The organism is Methanomassiliicoccus sp. (assembly GCA_012719175.1).
Lineage (GTDB): Archaea > Thermoplasmatota > Thermoplasmata > Methanomassiliicoccales > Methanomassiliicoccaceae > UBA6.
Window position 1 is genome coordinate 18,012 of the sequence record JAAYAX010000007.1, and the last position, 22,207, is coordinate 40,218.

Annotated in this window: 19 protein-coding genes and 1 pseudogene; 5 read left to right on the forward strand and 15 right to left on the reverse strand. The window is 58.2% G+C overall.

Annotated elements, in window-relative coordinates:
• Positions 1-61: 61 nt before the first annotated feature.
• Entirely contained in the window at positions 62-319 is a 258-nt protein-coding gene (locus GXX95_06065) for a hypothetical protein (protein ID NLT37705.1), read from the forward strand.
• A gap of 1 nt (position 320) precedes the next feature.
• Here GXX95_06065 and GXX95_06070 read toward each other — a convergent pair whose 3' ends face one another.
• The 9 genes and pseudogenes from GXX95_06070 to GXX95_06110 form a co-directional block, all read right to left on the reverse strand.
• Positions 321-1,913, reverse strand: a complete 1,593-nt coding sequence (locus tag GXX95_06070; GenBank protein NLT37706.1) for a PDZ domain-containing protein — start codon at positions 1,911-1,913, stop codon at positions 321-323.
• A 156-nt stretch (positions 1,914-2,069) separates the two neighbouring features.
• Positions 2,070-2,387 (reverse strand): annotated as a pseudogene (locus tag GXX95_06075) (hypothetical protein).
• Between the two features lie 276 nt (positions 2,388-2,663).
• Positions 2,664-3,779 (reverse strand): ABC transporter ATP-binding protein, encoded by a 1,116-nt coding sequence (locus GXX95_06080; protein ID NLT37707.1) that lies wholly within the window; start codon positions 3,777-3,779, stop codon positions 2,664-2,666.
• The gene (locus GXX95_06085) at positions 3,769-5,103 is read right to left on the reverse strand and encodes an ABC transporter ATP-binding protein (GenBank protein NLT37708.1); all 1,335 of its coding nucleotides are present in this window, start codon (positions 5,101-5,103) and stop codon (positions 3,769-3,771) included. The genes GXX95_06080 and GXX95_06085 overlap by 11 nt, the downstream gene beginning before the upstream one ends.
• A 4-nt stretch (positions 5,104-5,107) precedes the next feature.
• Positions 5,108-6,043, reverse strand: a complete 936-nt coding sequence (locus GXX95_06090) for an ABC transporter permease (GenBank protein NLT37709.1) — start codon at positions 6,041-6,043, stop codon at positions 5,108-5,110.
• A gap of 73 nt (positions 6,044-6,116) precedes the next feature.
• A complete protein-coding gene (locus tag GXX95_06095; GenBank protein ID NLT37710.1) occupies positions 6,117-7,145 on the reverse strand; it encodes an ABC transporter permease in 1,029 nt (342 codons plus the stop codon).
• Between the two features lie 132 nt (positions 7,146-7,277).
• Complete coding sequence (locus tag GXX95_06100; protein NLT37711.1) at positions 7,278-9,743, reverse strand: PKD domain-containing protein; 2,466 nt, start codon at positions 9,741-9,743, stop codon at positions 7,278-7,280.
• Between the two features lie 315 nt (positions 9,744-10,058).
• Positions 10,059-10,730, reverse strand: coding sequence for a DUF115 domain-containing protein (locus GXX95_06105; GenBank protein NLT37712.1), 672 nt, complete (start codon positions 10,728-10,730; stop codon positions 10,059-10,061).
• A gap of 8 nt (positions 10,731-10,738) precedes the next feature.
• The gene (locus GXX95_06110) at positions 10,739-11,881 is read right to left on the reverse strand and encodes a DUF373 family protein (GenBank protein NLT37713.1); all 1,143 of its coding nucleotides are present in this window, start codon (positions 11,879-11,881) and stop codon (positions 10,739-10,741) included.
• 301 nt (positions 11,882-12,182) lie between these two features.
• Here GXX95_06110 and GXX95_06115 point away from each other — a divergent pair, with 301 nt between their 5' ends.
• On the forward strand, positions 12,183-12,962 hold the full coding sequence (locus tag GXX95_06115) for a hypothetical protein (protein ID NLT37714.1): 780 nt from the start codon (positions 12,183-12,185) through the stop codon (positions 12,960-12,962).
• Positions 12,963-12,966: 4 nt separating this feature from the next.
• Positions 12,967-13,602 carry an MBL fold metallo-hydrolase gene (locus GXX95_06120; protein ID NLT37715.1) on the forward strand — a complete coding sequence of 212 codons (636 nt, stop codon included), beginning with the start codon at positions 12,967-12,969 and terminating at the stop codon, positions 13,600-13,602.
• Positions 13,603-13,626: 24 nt separating this feature from the next.
• Here GXX95_06120 and GXX95_06125 read toward each other — a convergent pair whose 3' ends face one another.
• The 5 genes from GXX95_06125 to GXX95_06145 are packed head-to-tail and all read right to left on the reverse strand — an operon-like array spanning position 13,627 to position 15,525.
• Positions 13,627-14,283, reverse strand: a complete 657-nt coding sequence (locus GXX95_06125; GenBank protein NLT37716.1) for a translation initiation factor IF-6 — start codon at positions 14,281-14,283, stop codon at positions 13,627-13,629.
• Positions 14,284-14,297: 14 nt separating this feature from the next.
• A complete protein-coding gene (locus tag GXX95_06130; GenBank protein NLT37717.1) occupies positions 14,298-14,570 on the reverse strand; it encodes a 50S ribosomal protein L31e in 273 nt (90 codons plus the stop codon).
• 5 nt (positions 14,571-14,575) lie between these two features.
• Positions 14,576-14,731, reverse strand: a complete 156-nt coding sequence (locus GXX95_06135) for a 50S ribosomal protein L39e (protein ID NLT37718.1) — start codon at positions 14,729-14,731, stop codon at positions 14,576-14,578.
• A gap of 4 nt (positions 14,732-14,735) precedes the next feature.
• On the reverse strand, positions 14,736-15,077 hold the full coding sequence (locus GXX95_06140; GenBank protein ID NLT37719.1) for a DNA-binding protein: 342 nt from the start codon (positions 15,075-15,077) through the stop codon (positions 14,736-14,738).
• A 22-nt stretch (positions 15,078-15,099) separates the two neighbouring features.
• Positions 15,100-15,525: a 30S ribosomal protein S19e gene (locus GXX95_06145; protein ID NLT37720.1), complete on the reverse strand. Its 426-nt coding sequence runs from the start codon at positions 15,523-15,525 to the stop codon at positions 15,100-15,102.
• A gap of 365 nt (positions 15,526-15,890) precedes the next feature.
• Between GXX95_06145 and GXX95_06150 the strand changes: the two genes are divergently transcribed.
• Positions 15,891-16,433 carry a UbiX family flavin prenyltransferase gene (locus tag GXX95_06150; GenBank protein NLT37721.1) on the forward strand — a complete coding sequence of 181 codons (543 nt, stop codon included), beginning with the start codon at positions 15,891-15,893 and terminating at the stop codon, positions 16,431-16,433.
• 134 nt (positions 16,434-16,567) lie between these two features.
• Here the strand turns inward: GXX95_06150 and leuS are convergent, their stop codons facing one another.
• On the reverse strand, positions 16,568-19,447 hold the full coding sequence (leuS, locus tag GXX95_06155) for a leucine--tRNA ligase (GenBank protein NLT37722.1): 2,880 nt from the start codon (positions 19,445-19,447) through the stop codon (positions 16,568-16,570).
• A gap of 296 nt (positions 19,448-19,743) precedes the next feature.
• On the opposite strand from leuS, the gene GXX95_06160 reads away from it, so the two are divergent.
• The gene (locus tag GXX95_06160) at positions 19,744-22,203 is read left to right on the forward strand and encodes a hypothetical protein (protein ID NLT37723.1); all 2,460 of its coding nucleotides are present in this window, start codon (positions 19,744-19,746) and stop codon (positions 22,201-22,203) included.
• Positions 22,204-22,207 lie beyond the last annotated feature (4 nt).

Here is a 22,207-nt window from a genome sequence, read left to right on the forward strand (position 1 = left end):
TATGGTCCAAGCGTTAAATATCGCCCCCATCATAGAATGAGCAACAACAGGAGTGTCGCTTATGGGACGCGTCAGGATCGGCGATCATCTGTGGTTGAACCTGAGCAGGCGTAGCCAATGCGATAATTGCGTATACGAGGTCTGCACCCATAACGATGGAGGCAGGGTGGAAGACTGTCCTCACTTCGTCCCTGCCATCATGGCCCTGAAGCTATGCTGCCGCTGCGGAGAGGTCTATGAGGTCTCCTCCAACTTCAAGGCCCTGGACTATGAGCTATGTCCAGTATGCAACTCCAAGGTCTTCATCGTGCACGTCTGACTCACAGGAGACGGGGACCGATCAGCTGCCATACTATGAGGAACAGCACTAGCAGCGCGAAGGCCCAGGTGATGGAGTTCACGTACATGTCCCGTGTGGCCTGATCAGATTTTTTCTTGACCTTGTTCACGATGCTGTCGAGCCAATCCTTGAACAGGAACCCTCCGTCCAGGGGCACTGCCGGCAGAGCGTTGGTCATCCCCACCATGAGGTTGATCCAGAATATCCAGTACAGGCTGTTGGCGATCATCCAGAAGATATCGGTGGGTATGCCAGCGAATATTCCGCCAGGTACGAATATGTCCGACAGGGGGCTCTGGAGAGGCTGAAGCCCGTAGAACGGTAGGGCGATGTAGACCAGCGTCCCGGAGATGAAATCGTTGAAGGAATCCGCGCCCGCGAAGGGGTTTCCCAGCTTGTCCAGGATCACCTGGGGGTCGTTGGTCACAGCACCCATGTAGGCCGTGTTCACTCCCACATAGGCGATGTCCTCGGCATCCTGACCATAGTGCGTCGCGAAGTACTCCTTCTTGCTCACCGGCGTTATGCTGCTAACCGTCGATGCGGCCTCATATGAACCGGAGGTGGAATTGAAGACCAGTGCGGAGACCGGGACCGTGGTCCCCGGAGCGATTGACATCAGGATGTTCCTGAAATCAGCCTCGTTCCTTACCACGGAGCCGTTCAGGGAAGACAGTATCATGCCGTTCCGCAGGCCCGCATTGTCCGCAGGAAGATCATCAGCGATGGTGGTGAAGACCACCCCTGAGATGACGTTAGCCTGCAATAGATCGTCACCTCGATAGAAGGTGACGGAGGCATTCGTACCTGGGTCAGGAGCGTCGAAGTTGCTGTACTGTCCGTTGCCTATAGCTACCCCGTTGACGGAGATTATCTGGTCGCCGTAGCTCAATCCCCCCAGCGTGGCGGGGCTGCCGTCGGCCACCGAGACCACCAAGGGGTTGTCCCTTATGGGCTCGGCCGACGCCACCATGATCGAAGAGAACAAGAGCGCACAAATGATGGCGGCGATGATGTTGGTGCCCGGCCCTACTGCATAGACCGAGGTCCTCTTCTTCTTGTCGACCTTGACCAGCGCTTCCTCGTCAGGCTCCACGAACGCTCCCATGGGCACGACCAGGAACACGATGCCCAGGGCCTTGACGGCCATATTTCCAACCCTTGTTAGGATCCCGTGGGCGAACTCGTGGATGAAAACGGCCACCACCAGGCCCAAAATGCCGTACCAGATGGGTATTATGGGATTGATGCCCGGCAGGCCGATGAGCATTTCCACGGATGGAGCGTTCTCGGCAGGTATGCTGGGTACCAGGAAGGCCTCCCATATGAGCAACGCCATGATGAATACCATGGTGCCTATGACAAGGACCTTGCTTAGAAGGGCATAGGCGTTCCAGAACCTTGTGGGCTTGGACAGCTTCTCGATGAGGTCCTTGCCACGCTTGGTCCTCCACATTATGAAAGGGCCCCACATGGTCATGTTGAACTTCGCGAGGATGCCTCTGCGGTTAAGGGCATAAGCGAGTACAATGTAAATACCGATGACTGCCAGGGCGATAATTAGGCCGTCCATCCACTTCCTCAAAGCGCTCTAACTACCTTTCACTATTAAACCGTTAGGACTAAAAAAATCGTATGGAATGTGATCGACTTATTGAGGTTGACCCGGTTGGTCCCTGGTCCATACGTCGTTGGATATGTTCTCATACACTGCGGCCATCTCATCGATCTCGGCCTTGCTCTCTTCGGGTATGGCAGCCAGCCGCAGGATCTGGTCCCTCTTGAGGACCCAATAGTGTATACGCCACATCTTCCCCTTCTTGAGGTTCACGTCCTCCTCGATGGTGGTGACGAAACCTTCCTCCTCCAACATATAGAAGACGTCACGGTCCTCGGACGTGAGGCGATTGTCGATGACCGAGTCGTTGTACCCGAAGAAGCTCATGATGTAATCCGCCAAGCGCACGAGATCGCTCTCGTGCATACCCTTCTTTCCTAGCGTGTTCTTCAACGCTAGGATGAGCTCTTCCATGGTGACCACCGACATACCGTTTCAATGGTATGATGGGCCATATAAAACTTTGGAGATTAAGATTCGTTTTTAATAATATATATTCTAATATATCATAATGGCGTGGTTCTGACCTTTTTCCCGTTCCCCATTGTTGATGCAGGGTATCAAAGTAAGGTTGAGGTGGTGACGACCATTCCGCATCATCCGACCATATGAGGCACCTTCTCCCCCCTTCGGTTGATCGTTACGACCGCCCCCGGCCGCGTGCGGTGCGGTCTTCTTCCCTGGTGATGGTGTCTGCTACCCGTCCTAATTGCCATGGTCATCGGACCCGCTCCGCAGGTGGCATGCCACGAAGTGGTCCTTTGTGACCTCGATCAATGGAGGTTCCTCGTTCTCGCACCTCGGCATTCGATACCTGCACCGTGTATGGAACCGGCACCCCCGGGGGGGTTCCGAAGGAGAGGGCATCTCGCCCGCCAGAGGTGCCCTATCCCTTCTTCGGGCCGGATCCGGAACGGGGATGGACGAGATCAACCCCTTCGTATAGGGATGGAGCGGGGCCTCGAACAGCTCCGGGGCGGGAGCGGATTCCACGATCTTGCCCAGGTACATGACGTTCACCCGATCGGACATGTAACGAACGGTGCTGAGGTCGTGGGAGATGAACAGGTAGGTAAGGTGGAGCTCCGACTGCAGCTCGTTCAGCATATTGAGGATCTGTGCCTGCACGGATACGTCCAGGGCGGACGTGGGCTCGTCCAGCACCACCAGCTCCGGCCTCAGGGCCAAAGCTCGGGCGATGCCTATCCTCTGTCTTTGCCCTCCTGAGAACTCGTGAGGGTAGCGGTACAGGTGGTCCGCGCTCAGTCCCACCATCTCCATCAGCTCCCTGACACGGACTTCCGTATCCTCTCCCCTGGTCACTCCATGGACGATCAGCGGTTCGCCTACTATGTCCTTGACCAGCATGCGCGGGTTCAATGACGCGTAGGGATCCTGGAAGACCATCTGCATGTTCCTCCTCTGCAGCCGGAGCTGCCCTGCGTTCATCGCTCCCAGCGAGTACCGCTCGTTGATGGAGGCGAGCTCCGCGGCCACCGGCTCACGTCCCCTGTGCGCATTGTCCGATCCCTCGCACCTCTCCAGTTCACGCTCCAGCTCCATCATCCGGCACCTCACCTCTTCGGGCATGCTGAAGTACACATGTCCCGCGGTAGGCCGTATAAGGTGGAGGAGGCACCGCGCTATTGTAGTTTTTCCGCAGCCGGACTCTCCCACGAGCCCCACCGTCTCACCCCTCCGGATGCACAGGTCCACTCCGTCCACGGCCTTCACCCAGGAGGCCTGCCTTCGCAGAAGTCCTTCGCGGACAGGATAGTGCATCCTCAAACCCCGGGCTTCCATCAGGACGCTATCGTCCATCGGTTCCCTCCCCACCATAAAGGTGACAGCAAACCTCATGCCCAGGCCTCACCTCCACTTTCCTGGGCTTCTCCCAGGAGCATCTTTCCATAGCCTGGGGGCAGCGGGGGTGGAACCGGCAGCCCGATGGAGGATGGATGAGGTCAGGGACCGTCCCCTTGATCACCTCCAGGTGCACGCTGCGATCGATCGCGCCAGGGATAGAGCGTATCAATCCCTGGGTGTAGGGGTGAAGGGGTGCTCGGAAGATGTCGGAAGTGGCCGCGGTCTCCACCACGACGCCGGCGTACATCACCCCCACCCGGTAGCAGGTCTCTGCCACCACCCCCAGGTTATGGGTTATCAGCAGGACGGAGGTGCCGGTCTCCCTCTGCATATCCTTAATGAGCTTCAGTATCTGCGCCTGGATCGTGACATCCAAGGCCGTCGTGGGCTCATCGGCGATAAGCAGCCAGGGGCGGCAGGCCAGGGCCATGGCGATCATGACCCGCTGTTGCATCCCTCCTGACAGCTCGAAGGGGTAGGAGTTCAGCACCTGAACGGGGTCCGCGATGTTGACGCTCTCGAGCATGGCCTTGGACCGGTTCAGCGCCTCTTCCTTGACCAGCCTCTCAAATCTTCTGAGCAGGGGCACCCTGGATGCTATCTTCAGCGTGAACGCGTCCGGTTCCTCGCTCATCTTTTTCAAGAAGTGGCGATCGAATCCGCCTGCCGAGCTCATGGATGGCGATTCCTCGCCAGCCTCCTTGTAGGAAGGGTCTTCCCCATCTGCACCGGGGCTGCCCCCGAGCCGCCTCAAGACGGCCGATGCCAGCTCCTTGCGCTCATGAGCGAGCATCACCTCGCTCATCTGCTCGCCGATGGAGAGCACGGGGTTGAGCGAGGACATGGGGTCCTGGAAGATCATGGAGATAAGGTTCCCCCTTATCTTCCGCATGTAGCCATCGCTGCGGGCGAGCATGTCCCATTTATGTATAAGATCGTCCAACTCCAACCTCGCGGCCAGATGCCCGTCCTCAGTACTGCTTGGGTGGACGCTCTCATCCTCGGTCATGTTCTTCAGCCCCATCATCTTTGACCTGCTGTCATCGGGCATGGAGAAGAAGATATGCCCCGAGGTGATCCGTCCCGGAGGCATGGGGAGCAGCCTCAGGATGCACTCGGCGGTGACGCTCTTGCCGCATCCGGTCTCGCCTACCAGACCGAATACCTCGCTTCTCCTGATGCGCACATCGACCCCGTCCAGGGCCTGCACCACACCGTCGTACCTGATGAACTCGACACGAAGGTCCTCGATCTCCAGTATGATGCTGGTCTCTACCATCACCTCACCTCCTCATCCTGGGATCGAGAACATCCCGCAGACCATCCCCCAGTAGGTTGAACCCCATGACGAAGATGAAGATGAACGCCCCCGGGATGACCCATGCCCAGTAGGGATTGTACAGGTTTCCGTCGTACAGCACCTGGGAGAAGATAAGCTCCGAGCCAGCAGATATCATCCTCCCCCATTCGCACAGTCCCGGTTGGCTGAAACCGATAAAGGACAGGCCGGCGGCGGCAAGGACCACCGTCCCCATGTCCATGGTCACCGCCACCAGCATGGGCGAGAGGGAATTGGGCATTATGTGCCTGAAGATTATCCTCCCGCCCCCCGCTCCTATGGCCCGGGCCGACTCCACATACGCGCTCTCCTTGATCGACAGGACCTGCCCCCTCACCAATCTGGCGTATGCAGGCCACCATGCGATGATCATGGCCAGGACGATGTTCTCCAGGGACCTGGTGAGAACGGCCACGATGGCCAGCGCCAGGATGATCGCCGGTATGGATAGGAACACATCGGTTATTCGCATCAGGACTTCGTCGATCACCCCTCCATAGTAACCGGCGATGGAGCCCAGGACCATCCCGATGAGGGCGGCGATGCCCACGATGACGATGGCGATCGTGAGCGATGTCCTCGCACCCCAGATGACCCCGTAGTAGATGTCCTCGCCCGATTCACCGGTGCCGAAGGGGTAGGAAATGGTGGTCGACCTGAACTGCCCGTCCGTGCCCAGGTACTGGAAGGTGTAGTTCGTCCCTGGAGGCTTGGGCGATTGTAGGTCCATACGGTTGATGATGGGGTCCGGCTGTAACCTCTCCGGAAGGGGGGGCGCCAGGAGCGGCGCCAGGATGGCCACCATGACCACAAAGAGCATCATGGCCAACCCGATGATGGCGAGGGGGTTGCGGCGAAGCAGGAACATGGACCTGCGCACCTCCCTGACCCGTGGTTCCAGACCCTTGCGGGCCATATCCCAGCGGCCTCTCTTGTCAGCGCCGGCCATGGCCTCACCCGAGCTTGACCCGAGGGTCAAGGTATGCATACATTATATCAACGACCAGGCTCGACAGTACGATCAGTACGGCCGTGAAGAGGACGAAGCCCATTATAGGTGCCGAGGCCAGCTGCACGATGGCCTGCGTGGACCATCTCCCCAGCCCCGGCCAGGAGAATATGGTCTCGATTATGACCGCGCCGCCAAGGAGGGCGCCGAAGGACATGCCGACCACCGTGGCCGTAGGTATTAGAGCGTTCCTGCGGGCGTGCCTCGCGATCACCAGCCTCTCCGGCAGCCCCTTGGCCCGGGCGGCCTTGATGTAGTCCTGGTTGAGCACCTCCACCATGCTCGTCCTCATGATCCTGGTTATGACCGCGATCAAGGAGAAGGCCAGGGTCAAAGATGGAAGTATGATGTGCTTGACACCATCGACGAACATGGTCATATTGCCGTTTAGGAGAGAATCCGCCAGGAACATTCCGGTGTAAGAGTTCCATCCCACAGAGTACTGCCCGAAGAGGACGACATCGTATCGCTGCACTGCCGGGAGCCAGCCCAGTTGAAAATAGAAGACGTACTGCAATATGAGGGCCAGGACGAATATGGGAAGTGATACTCCCAATAAGGCCATGATCCTCGTACTGTGATCGATGCCCCGGTCCTTGTGAGATGCCGATAGTGTACCTAGGAACAGGCCGATGATGACGGCTATGAATACGCTGATAAGTGTCAGTTCCAGCGTGGCGGGGAAGAACTCCATGATGCTCTGCGTTACCGGAACGTCGCCGTTGGTGGGGTCCAACCCCCAGTCCCCTCGAAGGATGGCCGATAGCCAATAGAAATATTGAGTGAAGATGTCATCGTTCAGATGGAGACTTTCCCTGACGATCTCCCTCTCCTCGGCGGACATATGGGGGCTGATGTATATGGCCGCTGGATCGCCCCCTATGCGCGTCAGGCAGAACACGAAAATGGAGATGCCTATGAGAACGGGGATCAGCAGGAGCAATCTCCGGACGATGTAGGTTCTCATCCTCAATCCATTGGCACCCAGTCAGAAAATGCCCTGTGCGTATAAAATGGTATTTTTATAGTTCGTCACCGCACGTCATCTGGATAAAACATAAAGAAATAAATAAAATATGGTTGAGAAAAAATGTTTCCGACCCTCTCATCCCTTGCCCAGCGCATGATAGTACAGACCGCAGTACATGGGATTGAAGTAGTATCCAGTGACCCACGAGCGCTCGACGTGGAACTGGGTGGCCTGTTTTACCCAGATCATGTAGGCGTTGTCATAGCAGGCCAAGGATATGTTGCTGTAGAGCGAGGCCCGATCGGTCTCGTTCAGCTCCACCAGGGCCTCCAGTATCATGGAGTCCAGAGTGGCATTTTCCATGCCTGTGTAGCCGCTCAGGGCGCCCGTGCTCGACAGCAAGGGGTCAACCTGGCAGTTAGGGTCCGCGTAATCTGGCTGCCATGCGCAGAAGTATATGGGGAGCTGCCCCATAGCTGCAGCGGTCCAGTAGGCGTTCCACCCCAGTTCCACGACCTCGACCGTGATGGAAGTGGAGATGCTCTCCATTCCCTGCTTCAGCAACAGGCTTCCAGCCTTCCACTCGTCGTTCCCCTGAGGGTAGAACAGTTTCACCTGGAACCCCGTTTCCAGGTAGCTCTGCCCCAGCTGGTCGGGATTCTGCGCCAGGGACAGGTGTTGAGAGGCCTCCGTAAGATCGTACCCATAGAGGGGCACGGAGGGATCGTAGCCGAACATGCCCTGAGGGATGGGGCCGTTAGGCTGGATGGCGGTGTCGTGCAGGACATCCTGCAGGTACTTTGAATAATTGAACGCGTGCGCGAAGGCCTGCCTGATGTGGACATCTGTGAAGAAGTCCTGGGAGATGTTACCGATACCGCCAGGAAGGCCAGGGCTGATGTCCTGGTTCATGATGATGAAGTCCAGGTTGAACATGGCCTCCCCTTCGCTGATGCTCAGGATGTCGCCGTGGCTCCTTATCCCATCAAGGTATTGTCGCCCAACGTACACGTTATCGGCATCGCCGGCAAGAAGGAGCATTTCCCGGGTGCTCTCCTGCACCACGTTCATGATGATGATGTGGGACAGCTCTGCAGGTCCCTGCCAGTAGTCATCGAACCTGTCCATCTGGATATACTCCTTTGACACCCACTCTCCGAGAGTGTAGGGCCCCGTTCCATCGATGTTGCGGTCCATCCATGTGTTTATGGTGTTGTACTTGTCGCCACCGGGGGTGTGTTCCTGCACGTACGCCTCCTCCACCACCGAACCCACCATGAACGCCAGTATGTAGATGAAGGCGGGGAAGGCATTGACCAGATGGAAGGTCACGGTCATGGCGGAGTTGTCAGATTCAATGGAGGCATCCACGAGCTCCGGGTCCAGGGCCGAGGCGTTGTAATCCTTTATCATCACCTGACCCAGCATCCAGGCCGGCCCGCCAACATAGTTCATGGTGAGGACCCGTTCGATGGAGAACTCGACGTCAGAGGGCTTCATCACGTTCCCGGAATGGAACATGACCCCGGAGCGGATGTGGAACGTGTAGTTCAGGCCATCCGAGGATATGCCTCCATTCTCGACGGTGGGGACCACCGTTGCCAGCATGGGCCTGAGATCAGAGACGGAGGAGCCATTGTACCATACAAGGGTCTCGTAGCAATTCTGGATTATCTCCCCTCCGTTCGTCTCCGAGACCCTGGCCGGATCAAGGGTTCTGGGATCGGACACGGTGGCGACTATGAAGGTACTGGGATTCTTGACGACCTCCTCGGAATTGTAGTTGCTGGGGAGGACCCCTATGGTAATGCAGTAGCCGCCCATGGAGTCATGGACCGAGATCACCGAGAGCTTGGCCACATACACTGCGCCATCGCCGGCGTACACATGAGTGAGATTGCTGGTGGCATCTACGAAATGATCGGCGAATGCCGTCTGGTTTGCGGCAAGCAGTGCGGCGACGTCGATGGAGACGGGAGCGGAACCATCGCCATGGTCCAATGTCATGGTCTTGATGTACTTGTTCGACAACAGGGAGGCCCAAGTGGAGCCGCTGAGGCCTGTGCTCCACGCTCGCGAGGATGAGGTGTCGAAGTGAACGGAGGTGCTGGTGTTGATGAGCTTGTCGCTGACGGCCATGAACGCCTGTGGCGATGTGGAGTTGGCCGTGTTGGCATTGGGGTTCACAGAGCTCTCGATGATAGTGATCGCCAGAGGCGAGGCCCAGTTGGTGGCAGATTTACCTTTGTTGTCCTTAACTGTGAGGAAAACCATGTACAGGCCCGGGACATCGTAGAAGTGAGCGTTTGTAGAAGAAGTGGTGTTTTCAATGGTGCCGTCACCAAAGTTCCATTGGTAATTGGTGATCTTACCTGTGGAGGTGCTGGTAGAAGCATTGAAAGTTATGGGATCCCCGACCGCCGCCGCCGTCCTGTCCGCGACCACTTCCGCGGCGGTCTTGCTCTCACCGCTCCCCATCAACAGGATCGCACCGGCGATGGCGGCGATCATCAAGACCACGCTCAACAAGATAGCGATGGCCTTCGTGGATGGCCGTTTCTTCTGTACATCCTCAGGAAGGGTGCGATTGTCTGCTCCCACCATAAACGTCTCCTCACCTCTCCCCAGCAGCCAGAAGGGAAGAATAATATGGGATTAAGGTAAAACTATAAATATATTCTGAGGTAAGTATTGATTAATTATCATCATCCGAAATAACATCTATAACTAGTCTCTAATTATTTTATCATCCAGTGTTCATCATACCGAGATCCCTGCTCGATAGAGCGGTCGTTGAGCATATTTGTACGAAGGTCATTATTGCAGAACGAAACATGATAATAAGGCGCCGTGGTCTGCCATAAGTTATTCAATTACGGCGGCGAGAACGTAAGCTCGTGGGCAGGGTCCTGCTCATCATCGGAGGACCCGGAGATCAACTCCGGCGGGATTGAGGTCCCATATCAGCTCCCGGGCGATCCTCAGCTTCTGCCGCTTCACATCGATGTTCCTTCCGGCCTTGGGACGAGGGTTGTCCATGTCGAAGCCTATGAGGTCGATACGCGTGGCCCCAAAGTGCCGAGCTAGCATGACCGCGCGGTCGCCGTCGGTGAACCCCCCGAAGTTGAACATGCCGTTGATCGGCCGGGATTGGGTGGTAGGAGTGATCATCCCGCTGAACCACGGCACATATCTCTCGATGCGGTCCAGGTTGTCACCGTGGGCCAATATCACCGCCACCGACCCCTGGGCATTGGCACAGATCTGGTCCTCGACCTCGCCGTCGAGATCGGTCACGATCACATCCGGCACCATGCCCACCTCGTGCATGAGCTTGGAGGTCGCCCCGTCGGCTGCCAGCACCGTTCCTTGGGGAGCATGCCTGCGCAGGTCCGATTCCAGGTTGGGGCCGTCACCAAGGACCGTCACCCTCTCGCCTATGAGGCATTGGAGGCAGTCAGGATCGCAGATGGTCTTGCCCTTGCTCAGCTGCAGGAGGCGGCGAGCAGAGGCCTCGTCATCCTGCACAGAGAGCCTCAATTCGCTCACTATACGGTCGTAGTATGGCTCCCACTCAGGGAAATCCATGGGCCCACCTACTCGGCGCCGTCGGCGTCGACGGCCGCCTCATCTCCTTTTGGGCCGTTGAGGTCCCGCAAGGAGGTGCTGAGGAGCCCTCCGAACCCTGCCAGAAGGAAGCCGGCGACGATCTCCAGCACGATTATGGTCTGGTCGAAGTCGCTGTACCCGAAGAACACCGCGGTGGCGTCCAAAGCGCCCTGGATGATGAAGCCCAGCGCGAAGACGGTGACCGAGGCTATTATGTAAGGGTATGACAGCGTCCCCTTGTTCAGGTAATGGCTTATGAACAGCCCCATCTGGTATGTGAAGAAGGCGAACACCCACATCCACATCGTACCATTGATGAAGAGCAATATCTTGAGGAAGATGTCATCATCAGGGTCCACCAGGGCCGCGTCCACTCCATACATGACCCCTAGAAGCACCAGGAGACCGGAAAGGACCACGAACGGCATCAGGGTGCTGCCCGACCTTATCGCCCTCCGAGCATTGGACCACCAATCGCGGAACCAATCGCCCAGCTTATAGGCGAACACCAGCAGGTATAGGCCCACCACCGCCCAGATCAGGGCCAGACCAATGTTCGTGAACGACACATCGGCGCCCCCGTTGAACAGCTTCACCAGCGGGTCCAGCAGAGCGAAGGTACCGAAGACCAGCAGCGCCAGTCCTATAGGAGGAAGCAAGCGCTTGCGGATCTTGTCGTCGTTGAGCATCTTGATCAGAATGTAGTAAGTGCTCTCTACCGTCGGCGCCTGCTTGACGAACACCTTCCGGACCGAGTCCACCTTGACGCGGGAGGATATGACGGGGTAGATGTACTCGTCCTCCGCCCCATCGGACACCAGGACCACACGGTCCGGCTTCACCTCCTTGAGCACAGTCTCCAGCTGCGTGGAGAGGGCGAGATCGCTCTGATATCCCACATGGGTGTCGCCACATAACGTGGCCACCACCACGTCCATTCCCTGCTTCAGCATCTCATCGTACAGGCTCACGGCGGCCAGAACGGTGTTGATATCGGAATCCTCGGGATCCTTGACGCCGAGGGACATGGCGGCGTTGAGGTTCTCCTCGCGACCGATGAATGGGCTATTAAGGCCAGTCTTGGACCCAAAATCATCATCTCGGTCGACGCAGAGGACTAAAGTTCTCATCCTATATTCCTATCCAGTTCCCTCAATATTAAATTTTCCAGTTGTTCCCTGATCCTGTCGTATTCTGATAGCAGATGAACGGTCCATGATTGGTGCGATAGTTAATCCTTCCTATGGTCGATGTGTAAAAGATGAAAAACAGAAACATCTAAGGAGCGCTTATTATAAAAATTACCTTCGGATGATGGTGTGGCCATGTGTCAACCTGATCCCTTCCGGCAAGAATCGGATGTATCAAAAGTTGATTTTCCTGTCAAAACGATTATAATAAAGGTAGCAAATCCAAAGGATTGGAAATCTTATGGACAAAACAACTGGCCTCAAGGAATGTCCTCGCTGTGGTCTGAGGAACCGTCGGGGAGCTTACCAATGCGATTTCTGCGGTTGGGACTTCAAGACCGCCTCCGATGACTGGATGGGCCAATTGAACGATCTCGAGAAGATAAACCGGGAGGTGGCCACCGTGGACATGGACACCTCAACGATGTCCAAGATCGAGCTCACCATGAGACGTCCCGCCGAGATACCGGTCAAGGAGAGGAAGCCGGAGCCTCCAGCGGAGCCCGTCCACATAACCGCCCAGGACCATGGCGATGTCATAGCGCAACCGGTGGCGGAAGTGCACACCGTGGCCGAGCCGGTCGTGGAGGCGGTGACGGAAGCAGCGGTCAAGGAGGAGGCCCCGGTGGAAGTTACTTCGCCCGCGGCCACCGCAATTGCCGCCCCGAGTGGAGAAGCGCATGTGCACAGCCAGGTCAAGGAAGAGAGCGGACTTACCGATCTCCTCCATAGCCGATATGTCCTCCCTGGAGGCATGGTCACCGCAGGATTAGCGGCCTATGCCGCAGGCATGCTGATGGTTTCCTCTCAGATGGTGGGCACCATGGTCGGTTGGGGCATCGCGGTCCCTGCATCAGGCCTGATGGCTTACGGCGTCATGCGCCTAGCTCCCATGTTAAAGCGTAACATAGGTGAGCGGGAGACCGTCCTTTGCCCGGTATGCCACGAGGTTGTGGGCGATAAGGATGCCCGTTGCCCCTCCTGCGGTGTCAGGTTCCAGGAGTCCTCGGCCAAGAGGTAGGGGCATGAGGATCACATGGCACGGTCACTCCTGCTTCGAGCTCAGGAACACCATGGGTGTAGTGATAGATCCCCATGACGGGAAGTCCATTGGCATCAAGCCCCCAGTGGTGAAGGCCGACATCGTGCTCGTCACCCACGAACACTTCGACCACAACTGCGTCCGCATCGTCAAGGGGGATCCCGTTGTCGTTCGTGAGCCCGGCGAGCACACGCCCAAGGGATTGCGGATCATCGGCCTGCCCACGTTCCATGACCACGAGTCCGGGACCAAGAGAGGCCGCAACATCATCTACACCTTCGTGTTCGATGGCATCCGCATATGCCACTGCGGCGACCTCGGGCACATGATCACCAATGAGCAGATAAGGACCATCGGCCCGGTGGACGTGCTCTTCGTCCCAGTAGGGGGGACCTTCACGCTGGACCTTGCAGAGGTGAGGGAGCTGATATCTACATTGAATCCCAGCATCGTCGTGCCGATGCACTATCGTTGGGGCAGCCTTTCCATCTCTGTACAGACCATCGAGCCCTTCCTCGAGGACATACCCGAGGAACAGGTCCTGGGGGTCGGCAACGAGGTCGAGCTGATAAAAGAAGAACTGCCTCCGGTCACAGAGTATTGGGTCTTCTCCCCTTGACGCAGAGATGAGAATTTTTCAGGATCACGGGAACAGTGCGTCCTCGACCCTACCCAGTTCGATGGGCGTGGAGCGGAAGCCTATGGCCGCGCCCTTGGTGTTGGCGATCATGCACGCCCCGACCATGGGCGAGCCGTAATTGAGGGTCCCGATCGCTGCAGGGACCTTGAAAAGGGATCGCAGCATCTCCAGCTCGGCCTTGGTGGTGGATGGGTGGCAGAGGATGCCCTTATTGGTGGCAACGCAGACCGATCCCACGGTCTTATGGCCCGCCACCATGCCCTGCACCACCTCGACCTGCAGGATGTCCGTGATCTGCTTGATCGCCGTACGTCCCAGGTCTGGATTTACCAAGGCAGCGTTGTCGTTGACCAGGATGTTGTTTCCGCAGGCGCTCATGCGGTCCCTGATCCTCTTGAACGGCAGGAGCTTCATGATAGGACGGACCTCGGACAGCGCCACCATGCCTGAGGTGATGCCCCCGTAGGAGTTCATGGCCGTCAGCGACCCTAGTATGTTAGAGGAGGCCAGAGGGGTCTGAATGACCGTGGCCTCCATACCTTCCGCTATATCATCAATCAGCGGCTGGGGTGCGTCTGGAGGAACAAGAGCGATGCTCTCATTGGCCACACAATATACTCCGATGAAGGAATTGCCATTGTAGCTAGAGAGCTTCATCATCTACAGCACCGTGTTTACTCTTCCACGGTGGCGTCCTCGGGCAAGGAGACCTCGACCAGCCCATCCTCGAACTTTACGGCCTTCACTGTGATGTACAGGGGGGGCCTCTGGATCCCGTTGACCCATATGGCTTCGTTGAGGCGGTGATCGATCCAAATGTCGTCCTCCTTGGCCTTCATGTGGCGGATGACGTGTTCCCGGATCTCGTTGATGGCCCTCTTGGCCCTCTTGGAGCGGGGAGCGGCCTTGGTCTTTCTGAGCGTGATGTTCATGATCTTCTCGTCCATGCAGATCACTCCTTGAGCTTGCTGTGCCTCCAGCTCCTTCTCTTAGGATGCCGGAGAACGGTCCTGTTGGTCCTCATCATGACCCAAGCAGGTACCCTGCGGTTTGACTTTTCCGCCCTCATTAGGCGGGCCTTCATAGCTGTCGGCTTGTTCCTGGCCATAAGATTACACCCTTTCGATCTTAATATCTCTTTTCTGTGGCGACACTTTCCTCAGGATTGACTTCAAGGTGTTGTCGTCCAATTGACCCTGGATCCTTCCCATCTGCAGTAGGCGGATGAGCTGGTCCTCTACTGCGGCAGCGACGTCAGGATGAGCCATCCTGACCTTACCCAGTCGCTCTCGAGCTTCCGGGGTTAGTATCTGCCGCATGATGGCCTGACGCTCTGCTTCCATCTGCTTCTGACGTTCGGCCATCATAGCCTGTTGCTGCAGCTGGGCCTCTTGGGACTGCTGCATCTGGGCCATCTTACGGCGTCGAAGTTCCTCGAGCTCGGCGTCCTGCATCTGAATACCTCCACTATCGAGATCAGTGGGTCTCGTCGTACACTTCCTTGGCGACCTTGTCGAGCATGGCCTGACCCTTGGGAGTGATGACCCTTCCGTCCCTCTTCTGCTTGGCAATTAGACCGGACTGTTCCAGCTGGATAAGGCAACGGCGAGCGATAGCCCGGCTGCCCTTCACTGCCTTGTTGGGCTTGGAACCGCGGTCTGCGAACCCGCCGTACTCCCCGGCGAGCCGGGAGGTCCCGATGGGTCCCTTAAGGTAAACCTTCCTCAATACCGAGGCCGACCGAGTGTACCACCAGTCATCCTGGACGGGGGCCTTCTCGGTGTGCCTTCCGGTCTTCGCGAACTCTGCCCACTCCGGGACCTTGATCGTATCCATCTGCTTCAACTGAGCCGCGGCCTTGGCGATAAGCTTCTCCGGCGGGACATCATAGACTGTGACCATCTAACCTACCTCGAAATGATATTGATACTACCCAAATATGGATAATGCCTACGGCATTAATATAGAGGTCGTATAAAAGCGTTTCCAGAGGAGATTGTATCTGGAAAGACCCCTAACTCACTCTGCCAGCAGGGAACGCCTCCTCAAAGGGAGGTGCTGCGGACGGACAATCGCTGGTGAGCTAAATAACCTTGCCCTCGTCCTCGGTCCGAGAAAAGGGCTGGTGCTGATGGGCGACCATGCGCTCCGGTCCCATCCCCACTTCGTAGAATCGTGCTCGTAACTCACGTGTAGGGTGTGGTTGCGGTGGCGGCCTGGAGGGAGAATTCGGCGGTCTAAAATAGTAAGGAGGGGATTGACGAGGCATGCGATTCATCGTTGCCATCACCGGATGCTCCGGTATCCGCTACGGAGCAAGGCTCCTTCAGGAGCTAGATGGTGAGAAGGAACTGATCATATCCGACATGGGCAAGAAGGTCCTGGAGGAGGAGACGGACCTCGAGCTCAAGGCCCTGGAGCCTCTGGTGGATGAGATGTACGACAACGATGACCTTTTCGCCCCGCCGGCATCCGGAACCCACAAGGCCGATGCCATGATCGTCTGCCCCTGCACCCAGTCCACAATGGCCAAGATATCATCGGGCTGCTCTGACAGCCTCATCACCAGGGCAGCTTCGGTAGCATTGAAGGAGAGAAGGAAGCTGATCCTAGTTCCCAGGGAGACGCCCCTGAGCGTGATTATGCTTGAAAACGAGCTTAGGCTTGCCCGGGCGGGAGCGGTGATACTCCCGGCCTCGCCTGCCTTCTACCAAATGCCACGGAGCATCGACGACATGGTCGACTTCGTAGTAGGCAAGATCCTAGACCAGGTGGGCCAGGAACACAACCTCTTCAAGCGCTGGGAGTAAGGGCCGCCCCATCGGTCCCCTTTTCTCGTTCGATATCGTTGTTCTGAGGACCAGGCGATCGGGTCGAAGAGTGTGGTCCGCGCACCCTCTGGGCACGGTCCTCATTCCTCGCTCGAACGGTCCTGGGCGCTAGTCTACTCCACGTAGATGGCCGGCCTGTGCGGCTGGGCCGCGCGCGCCTTCTTCTGGGGATCAGGTGCGGTGGGGTCATCCGCGGAGTAAACACCTACCTCGCATGCCATATCCCTCGCCAGGAACACCGCCGCGTCCTGGAGATATGCCATCTCATCGACGTCCATGGCCAGTTTGTTCAGCTCCACCTCTGACCTCTTCAGAAGGTCCTCGGCGGTCTTCCGTGCGAAGTCCGCGGACTCCTTCCCGCGGCGCTTGAGGTCGTCCTTGAACATGACGGCCTTGGTCAGCCCGGGCACGCTCAGCTGCTTGGAGCGGGCGAGCTCCAGGCCCAGTTCCAGGACGTCGCGCTTCCACTTGGGGGAGACATAGAGGTACAGCTTGCGGGGGGCGATGCCGGTCACCTTCAGGATCTCGTTGATGTCCGTGATCACCTCCTTTAGGTAGTTCTCCGACGCCTCGGCGAGGGCATCCGTGGGAAGCTCGTCAGGCTGCGGGTAGGAAGACGTGGAAACGAAGTTTTCCTCGCCCATGGCCGCCCACATCTCCTCTGCCACGTGGGGGGTGATGGGGGCCATCATGCGTATCCAGGAATGTAGGAGATGGGAGATGGTGTGCGCGTTCCCTCCTCCCCGGCGAATGTACCAGCGCACATCGGTGAGGGTCTCGAAGTAGACCTCGTTGGATGTCCTCCTCAGGTCGTACTCCTCCATGGCCCTGGAGATGGTCAGCGCGCGGTTGGACATACGGGAGAGGAGCCAGTCGTCCACCTTCTGCCGCTCCGCGCCCGGCAGGGCCTTGAGCTCGTCGACGGTGCGAAGGACCCGGTCGATCCTTGATGAGTAGTTGTCGATGGCGCTCTCGTCCCACTCCACGTCAGCGAAGGGGGAAGCTATATTGGCATAGTAAAGGCGCAGGGCGTCCACGCCGAAGCGCTCCGCCGCGTCCGGGATGGGCTCGGCACCGCCCTTGGATTTCGATATCTTGCCCAGCTTCCCGGTGACATACCAGTTAACGAATATCCCGCGGGGCCACAGCTGCTCGGGCAGGACGGCCACATGGTTCATGAGGAAAGCGGGGAAGTGCACCGTCATGTGCTCCTTTCCCCCGAGGTTTATGTCCAGGGGATACCAGTATGTGACATCCTGCCTAATCCGCTCCAGCACCTCCATGGAGGCTCCGGTGGACGCGGCCACCTGGGCGGGGTCGCCCTTGCCCAGGTACACGTGGTCGAAGAACTCCTCCGTCATGGAGGACAGGGGGAGCTGCCCGGAGTTGTAGTATTGGGACACCAGGTAATAGATGGGGTAGAGGGTGGAGTCGGAGATGGCCTCGATGATCCACTTGTCGTCATACGGGAACCTTGTTCCCAGCCAGTTACCCTGGCGGACGCAGGCCCGCTCGCGGAACCAGTCGAGCACCCCTTGGATATTGACGTAGTAGTCCTGGGGGAGTATCTGCATGCTCTTGGCGTGCCGCTTGCTGTCCTCTGTAAGCGAGGGGTTCGCATAGTCGATGAACCACTGATCAGGGACCTTGCGAATGACGACAGGGCGACCGCAGCGGCAGACCACCTCCTCCGACAGGTCGTAGAACAGCTCGGCCTCCCCGCTCTCGATCATCATCTGCTTTATGAGCTCCTTGGCCTCCTCGACCTTCATCCCCGAGAACTGACCCGCATTTGAGCTCATACGTCCAGTGTGGAAGCCGTCCTTGTAGATGGCCTTCTTGGCCTCGTCCAGCCGGGGGTCCCCGGCCTCGGTTATGCCCATCTTTTCTATCAACTCCACCGCCGGGAGGGGTCCGTAGCCCTTGGTCTCGATGATGGGGATGGGTTCGATGGAGCGGACCATCTGAGGATCCAGGCCGTACTTGGACAAGGCTTCCTCGTCCTCCTGCAGGAGCTTGAGGGAGATCCAATCGTCGGGTGCGTCCGAGGGGACGCTGGTCACCAGGCCGGTGCCTACATCCGGCTTGCAGAACGAGGCGGGCAGTACGGGCACCTCGCGGTGTATGACCGGTGCCACGCACGTCCTTCCTATTAGCTCGGTGCCAGGGATCGTTCCCTCGATCTCCAGATCGTCCTTCTGGTAGCGCATCTTGTCGTAGGACGGCTGGCTGATCACCCACAGTTCGCCCTTCCGCCTCACCTTGACATACTCGACATCGGGATTGACCCAGAAGTTGGTTTGTCCGTACACCGTCTCCGGCCTCAAGGTAGCGGCCACCAGTAAGAGGTTCCCGCACCGGAACTTCAGCAGCGTATACTCGTTGGTCTCGGCGCTGCCCCCCTTGGACAGGTCGGTCTCGGAGGCGTCCACCGCCACCGGTCCACACTCCACGCAGGCGGGGGCGAAGTAGGGTTTCTGAATGAGAAGACCTTTGTCATGCAGCTTTCGGAACTGCCACTGGATGAACTGGCCGTAATCGGGGTTGGTAGTGGAGGTGAAGCGGCGCCAATCAGCCAGGAAGCCGAACCTCTTCCAGTACTGGTTCACATATACCTGGTTGAAGAAGTCCACCACCTTCTGAGGCTCGGTCAGCTCAGCGAGCTTCTCAGGCGGGCAGCCGTTGGCCAGAAGGTAGTCGAGTGTCTTCTGGTCCTTCTCCCGGATCCTCTTGGCAAGCGATATGGCCCCATTGCCGGTGGCGTGGGTGCCCACAGGGAACAGGACGTTGAACCCGCACATCCTCTTGTAACGCGTGATCGCATCCACATATGTGTAACCGCGCATATGGCCGACGTGGAGGTAGCCGGTCAACCCCGGGTAGGCGAAGATCATCATGAACTTGGGCCTATCATCCCTATTCGCCTCGAATATCCCGGCCTCATACCAGCGTTGCTGCCACTTGGCCTCTATCTCCGCGGTCCAGCTCGACATATGACTAACCTATCGGCCAGGAACATCGTAATCATATAAATGGGTTTTTTAACGGGCGTTCTAGAGGTTTTCAGAGCCGATGTTCGACGGCCCGTTCCGCACAGAAAGACTGCGCTCACACATGGAACTGACAGAGGAGACCGGCGCCCGAGGGCTTGTCGTCCAAGTCCTCAGGGAGAGATAAAGCAAACCTATATGGACCTCCGGCTGGAATATTTTTCCCTTAGGCCCATGAGCGACAGCTTCTCATCTCCTGGTAGTCTCCTCCTGGGAGCGGGGGGATCGGTCTGAAAAGGGTGACGGCAGTAATTGTCATCGCTCTCCTGTCCTTGACCGTCTTCTGCACCCTCCCCTCGACCGCAGAGGCCAGGGAGGGTTATCAGGCAGATGGCGTATGGTTCTCCGGGGAGACTCAGTTCAACAGGCCTACCGGCGTGACGGTCGACGTCTGGGGATATGTGTATGTCGTCGATTCGAGCAACAACCGCATCCAGATCTTTGATGGAAGCGGGGCCCTCATGACCATATGGGGACGCCAGGGGTCGGAGGAGGGGGAGCTCAACGGCCCGGTGGGGATCGCCGTGGACTCGACCGGTCACGTGTACGTGACCGACGCCAACCGGGTCCAGAAGTTCACCAGGAGCGGGGACCTGGTGGCCTCATGGGGGGGCATAGGTGTCGGGGACGGAGAGTTCAACGGGCCTTGGGGCGTCGCCGTTGACACCTCCGGGAACGTGTACGTCGCCGATACCTGGAACCACCGCATCCAGAAGTTCGATGCCAACGGCAGCTACATCGCTCAGTGGAGCGGCTGGGGCCGGGGAGGGATGGACGAGTACCCCACGGGGGTGGCCGTGGATCCTGCCGGTAATGTATACGTGACCGACCTCAGCTTCGAGCTTGCCACCAAGTTCGATGCCAACGGGACCTTGTTGTCGGCTTGGGGTAGCTCGAGCTTCAACGAATCCCAGCTCTGGGGCCCCCAGGGGGTGACCGTGGACAGTTCCGGGAACGTATACCTGGCCGATACCCACAACAACAGGGTGCTGGCCCTGAACGATAGCGGGGAGCTTGTCAGGACGTTCGGGGGGCCGGCCGGGGGCGAGCTCAACCGGCCGGGCTCGGTGGCGGTCGACAGTGCGGGAAATGTGTACGTGGCCGATACCTGGAACCACCGCATGCAGAAGTTCGATGATGATGGCACACCCTTGATGCGGTGGGGAAGCAAGGGTGGCGGTGAGAAGTGGCTGCACGGGCCCACCGGCCTGGCCGTGGACACCGCTGGGAACGTGTTCGTGGCGGACTCGAAGAACGACCGCATCCAGGTATTCGATGGCAGCGGCAGGTATATCGACGACTGGGGGGTCAGCGGCGATGGGGATGGAAAGTTGGACGCGCCTTGGGGGATCGCCGTGGACTCGACCGGGAACGTCTACGTGGCCGACTCCAACCGGGTCCAGAGGTTCACGGACAGGGGTGCCTTCCTGACCGCGTACGTGATGGACAGGGGGGACAGCTCCGCTCGTCCTTCTGGTGTGGCCGTGGATACGGCAGGCAACGTCTATGCCACCGACCATCAGAACAACTGCATCTATAAGTTCGACGGCCAGGGAGCTGTCGTCTCCGTGTGGAGGGACGACAATGGGAGCTGGCTCCAGTGCCCTTGGGGGGTGGCAGTTGATGCCTCAGGCAGCGTGTTCATCACCGATTACTTCGCGAACCAGATAGTGAAGCTGGATGCCGAGGGGAATATCCTCGAATTGTTCGGACGCCAAGGGGCCGGTGGGGCAGAGTTCAATGGTCCTGCAGGCATAGCGCTCGACAAAGATGGGAACATCTACGTGACCGATTACCGCAATAACCGAGTGCAGAAGCTGGACTCCAGTGGAGAGCCGATGACCATGTGGGGTCATTATGGCCACGAAGCGGGGCAGTTCAGGAGCCCCACGGGGATCGCCGTGGACTCGACCGGTCACGTGTACGTCGGTGATTACCTGAACGACCGCATACAGACGTTCTCCCTGGACACCATGCCCCCATCCCTGATGGGGATGAGGCCCGCCGATGGAGAGGCGGACGTCGATCCTGCCTCATCAATAGACCTGGTGTTCGATGAACCGATGGACCAGGCATCGGTGGACGAGGCGCTCACGGTGAGCTCATCGTCCGGCCTCCGGATATCTGGTTATCTGGTGTGGAGCGATGGGAGCACCCTATGTTCCTTCGTCCCCTCAGCGATGCTCCAGCAGAACGCCACCTACGCGGTCAGGTTGCAGGGTGGGGCGATGGATGCTGCGGGCAATGGAATGCCCTCGGAGATCGAGGTGACGTTCCGCACGGCAACGGCGAACGCTACGACCATAGTGGTGGAAGGCTCCCCGCTCTCAGGGTCGCAGTACACCGCGGAGAACCCCACGGTGGATCTGGCGGGATCCATCCTTGACAGCTCCACGGTGGTGAGCGTGACCTGGATCAACGACAGGGGTGGTTCAGGCGTCGCTTCCGGTACTGCAGTGTGGGACATACCGGATGTGAAGCTGTCCTCGGGGGTCAACAACATCACCATCACTGTCCAGTACGCATCGGGCAAGACCAACTCTCAAGCCATCTCTGTTGCCTACCAACCACCCGACCCCACCTCCCAGTATGGCTCCGACATTCCGATGGAGATGGTGTTCATAGGGGTGGTCGCCTTGACGCTGGCCGGTGGTGGAGGGCTGTACCTATGGCGGCGCCGGAGAAGCAGCATCCGGTGAGCTG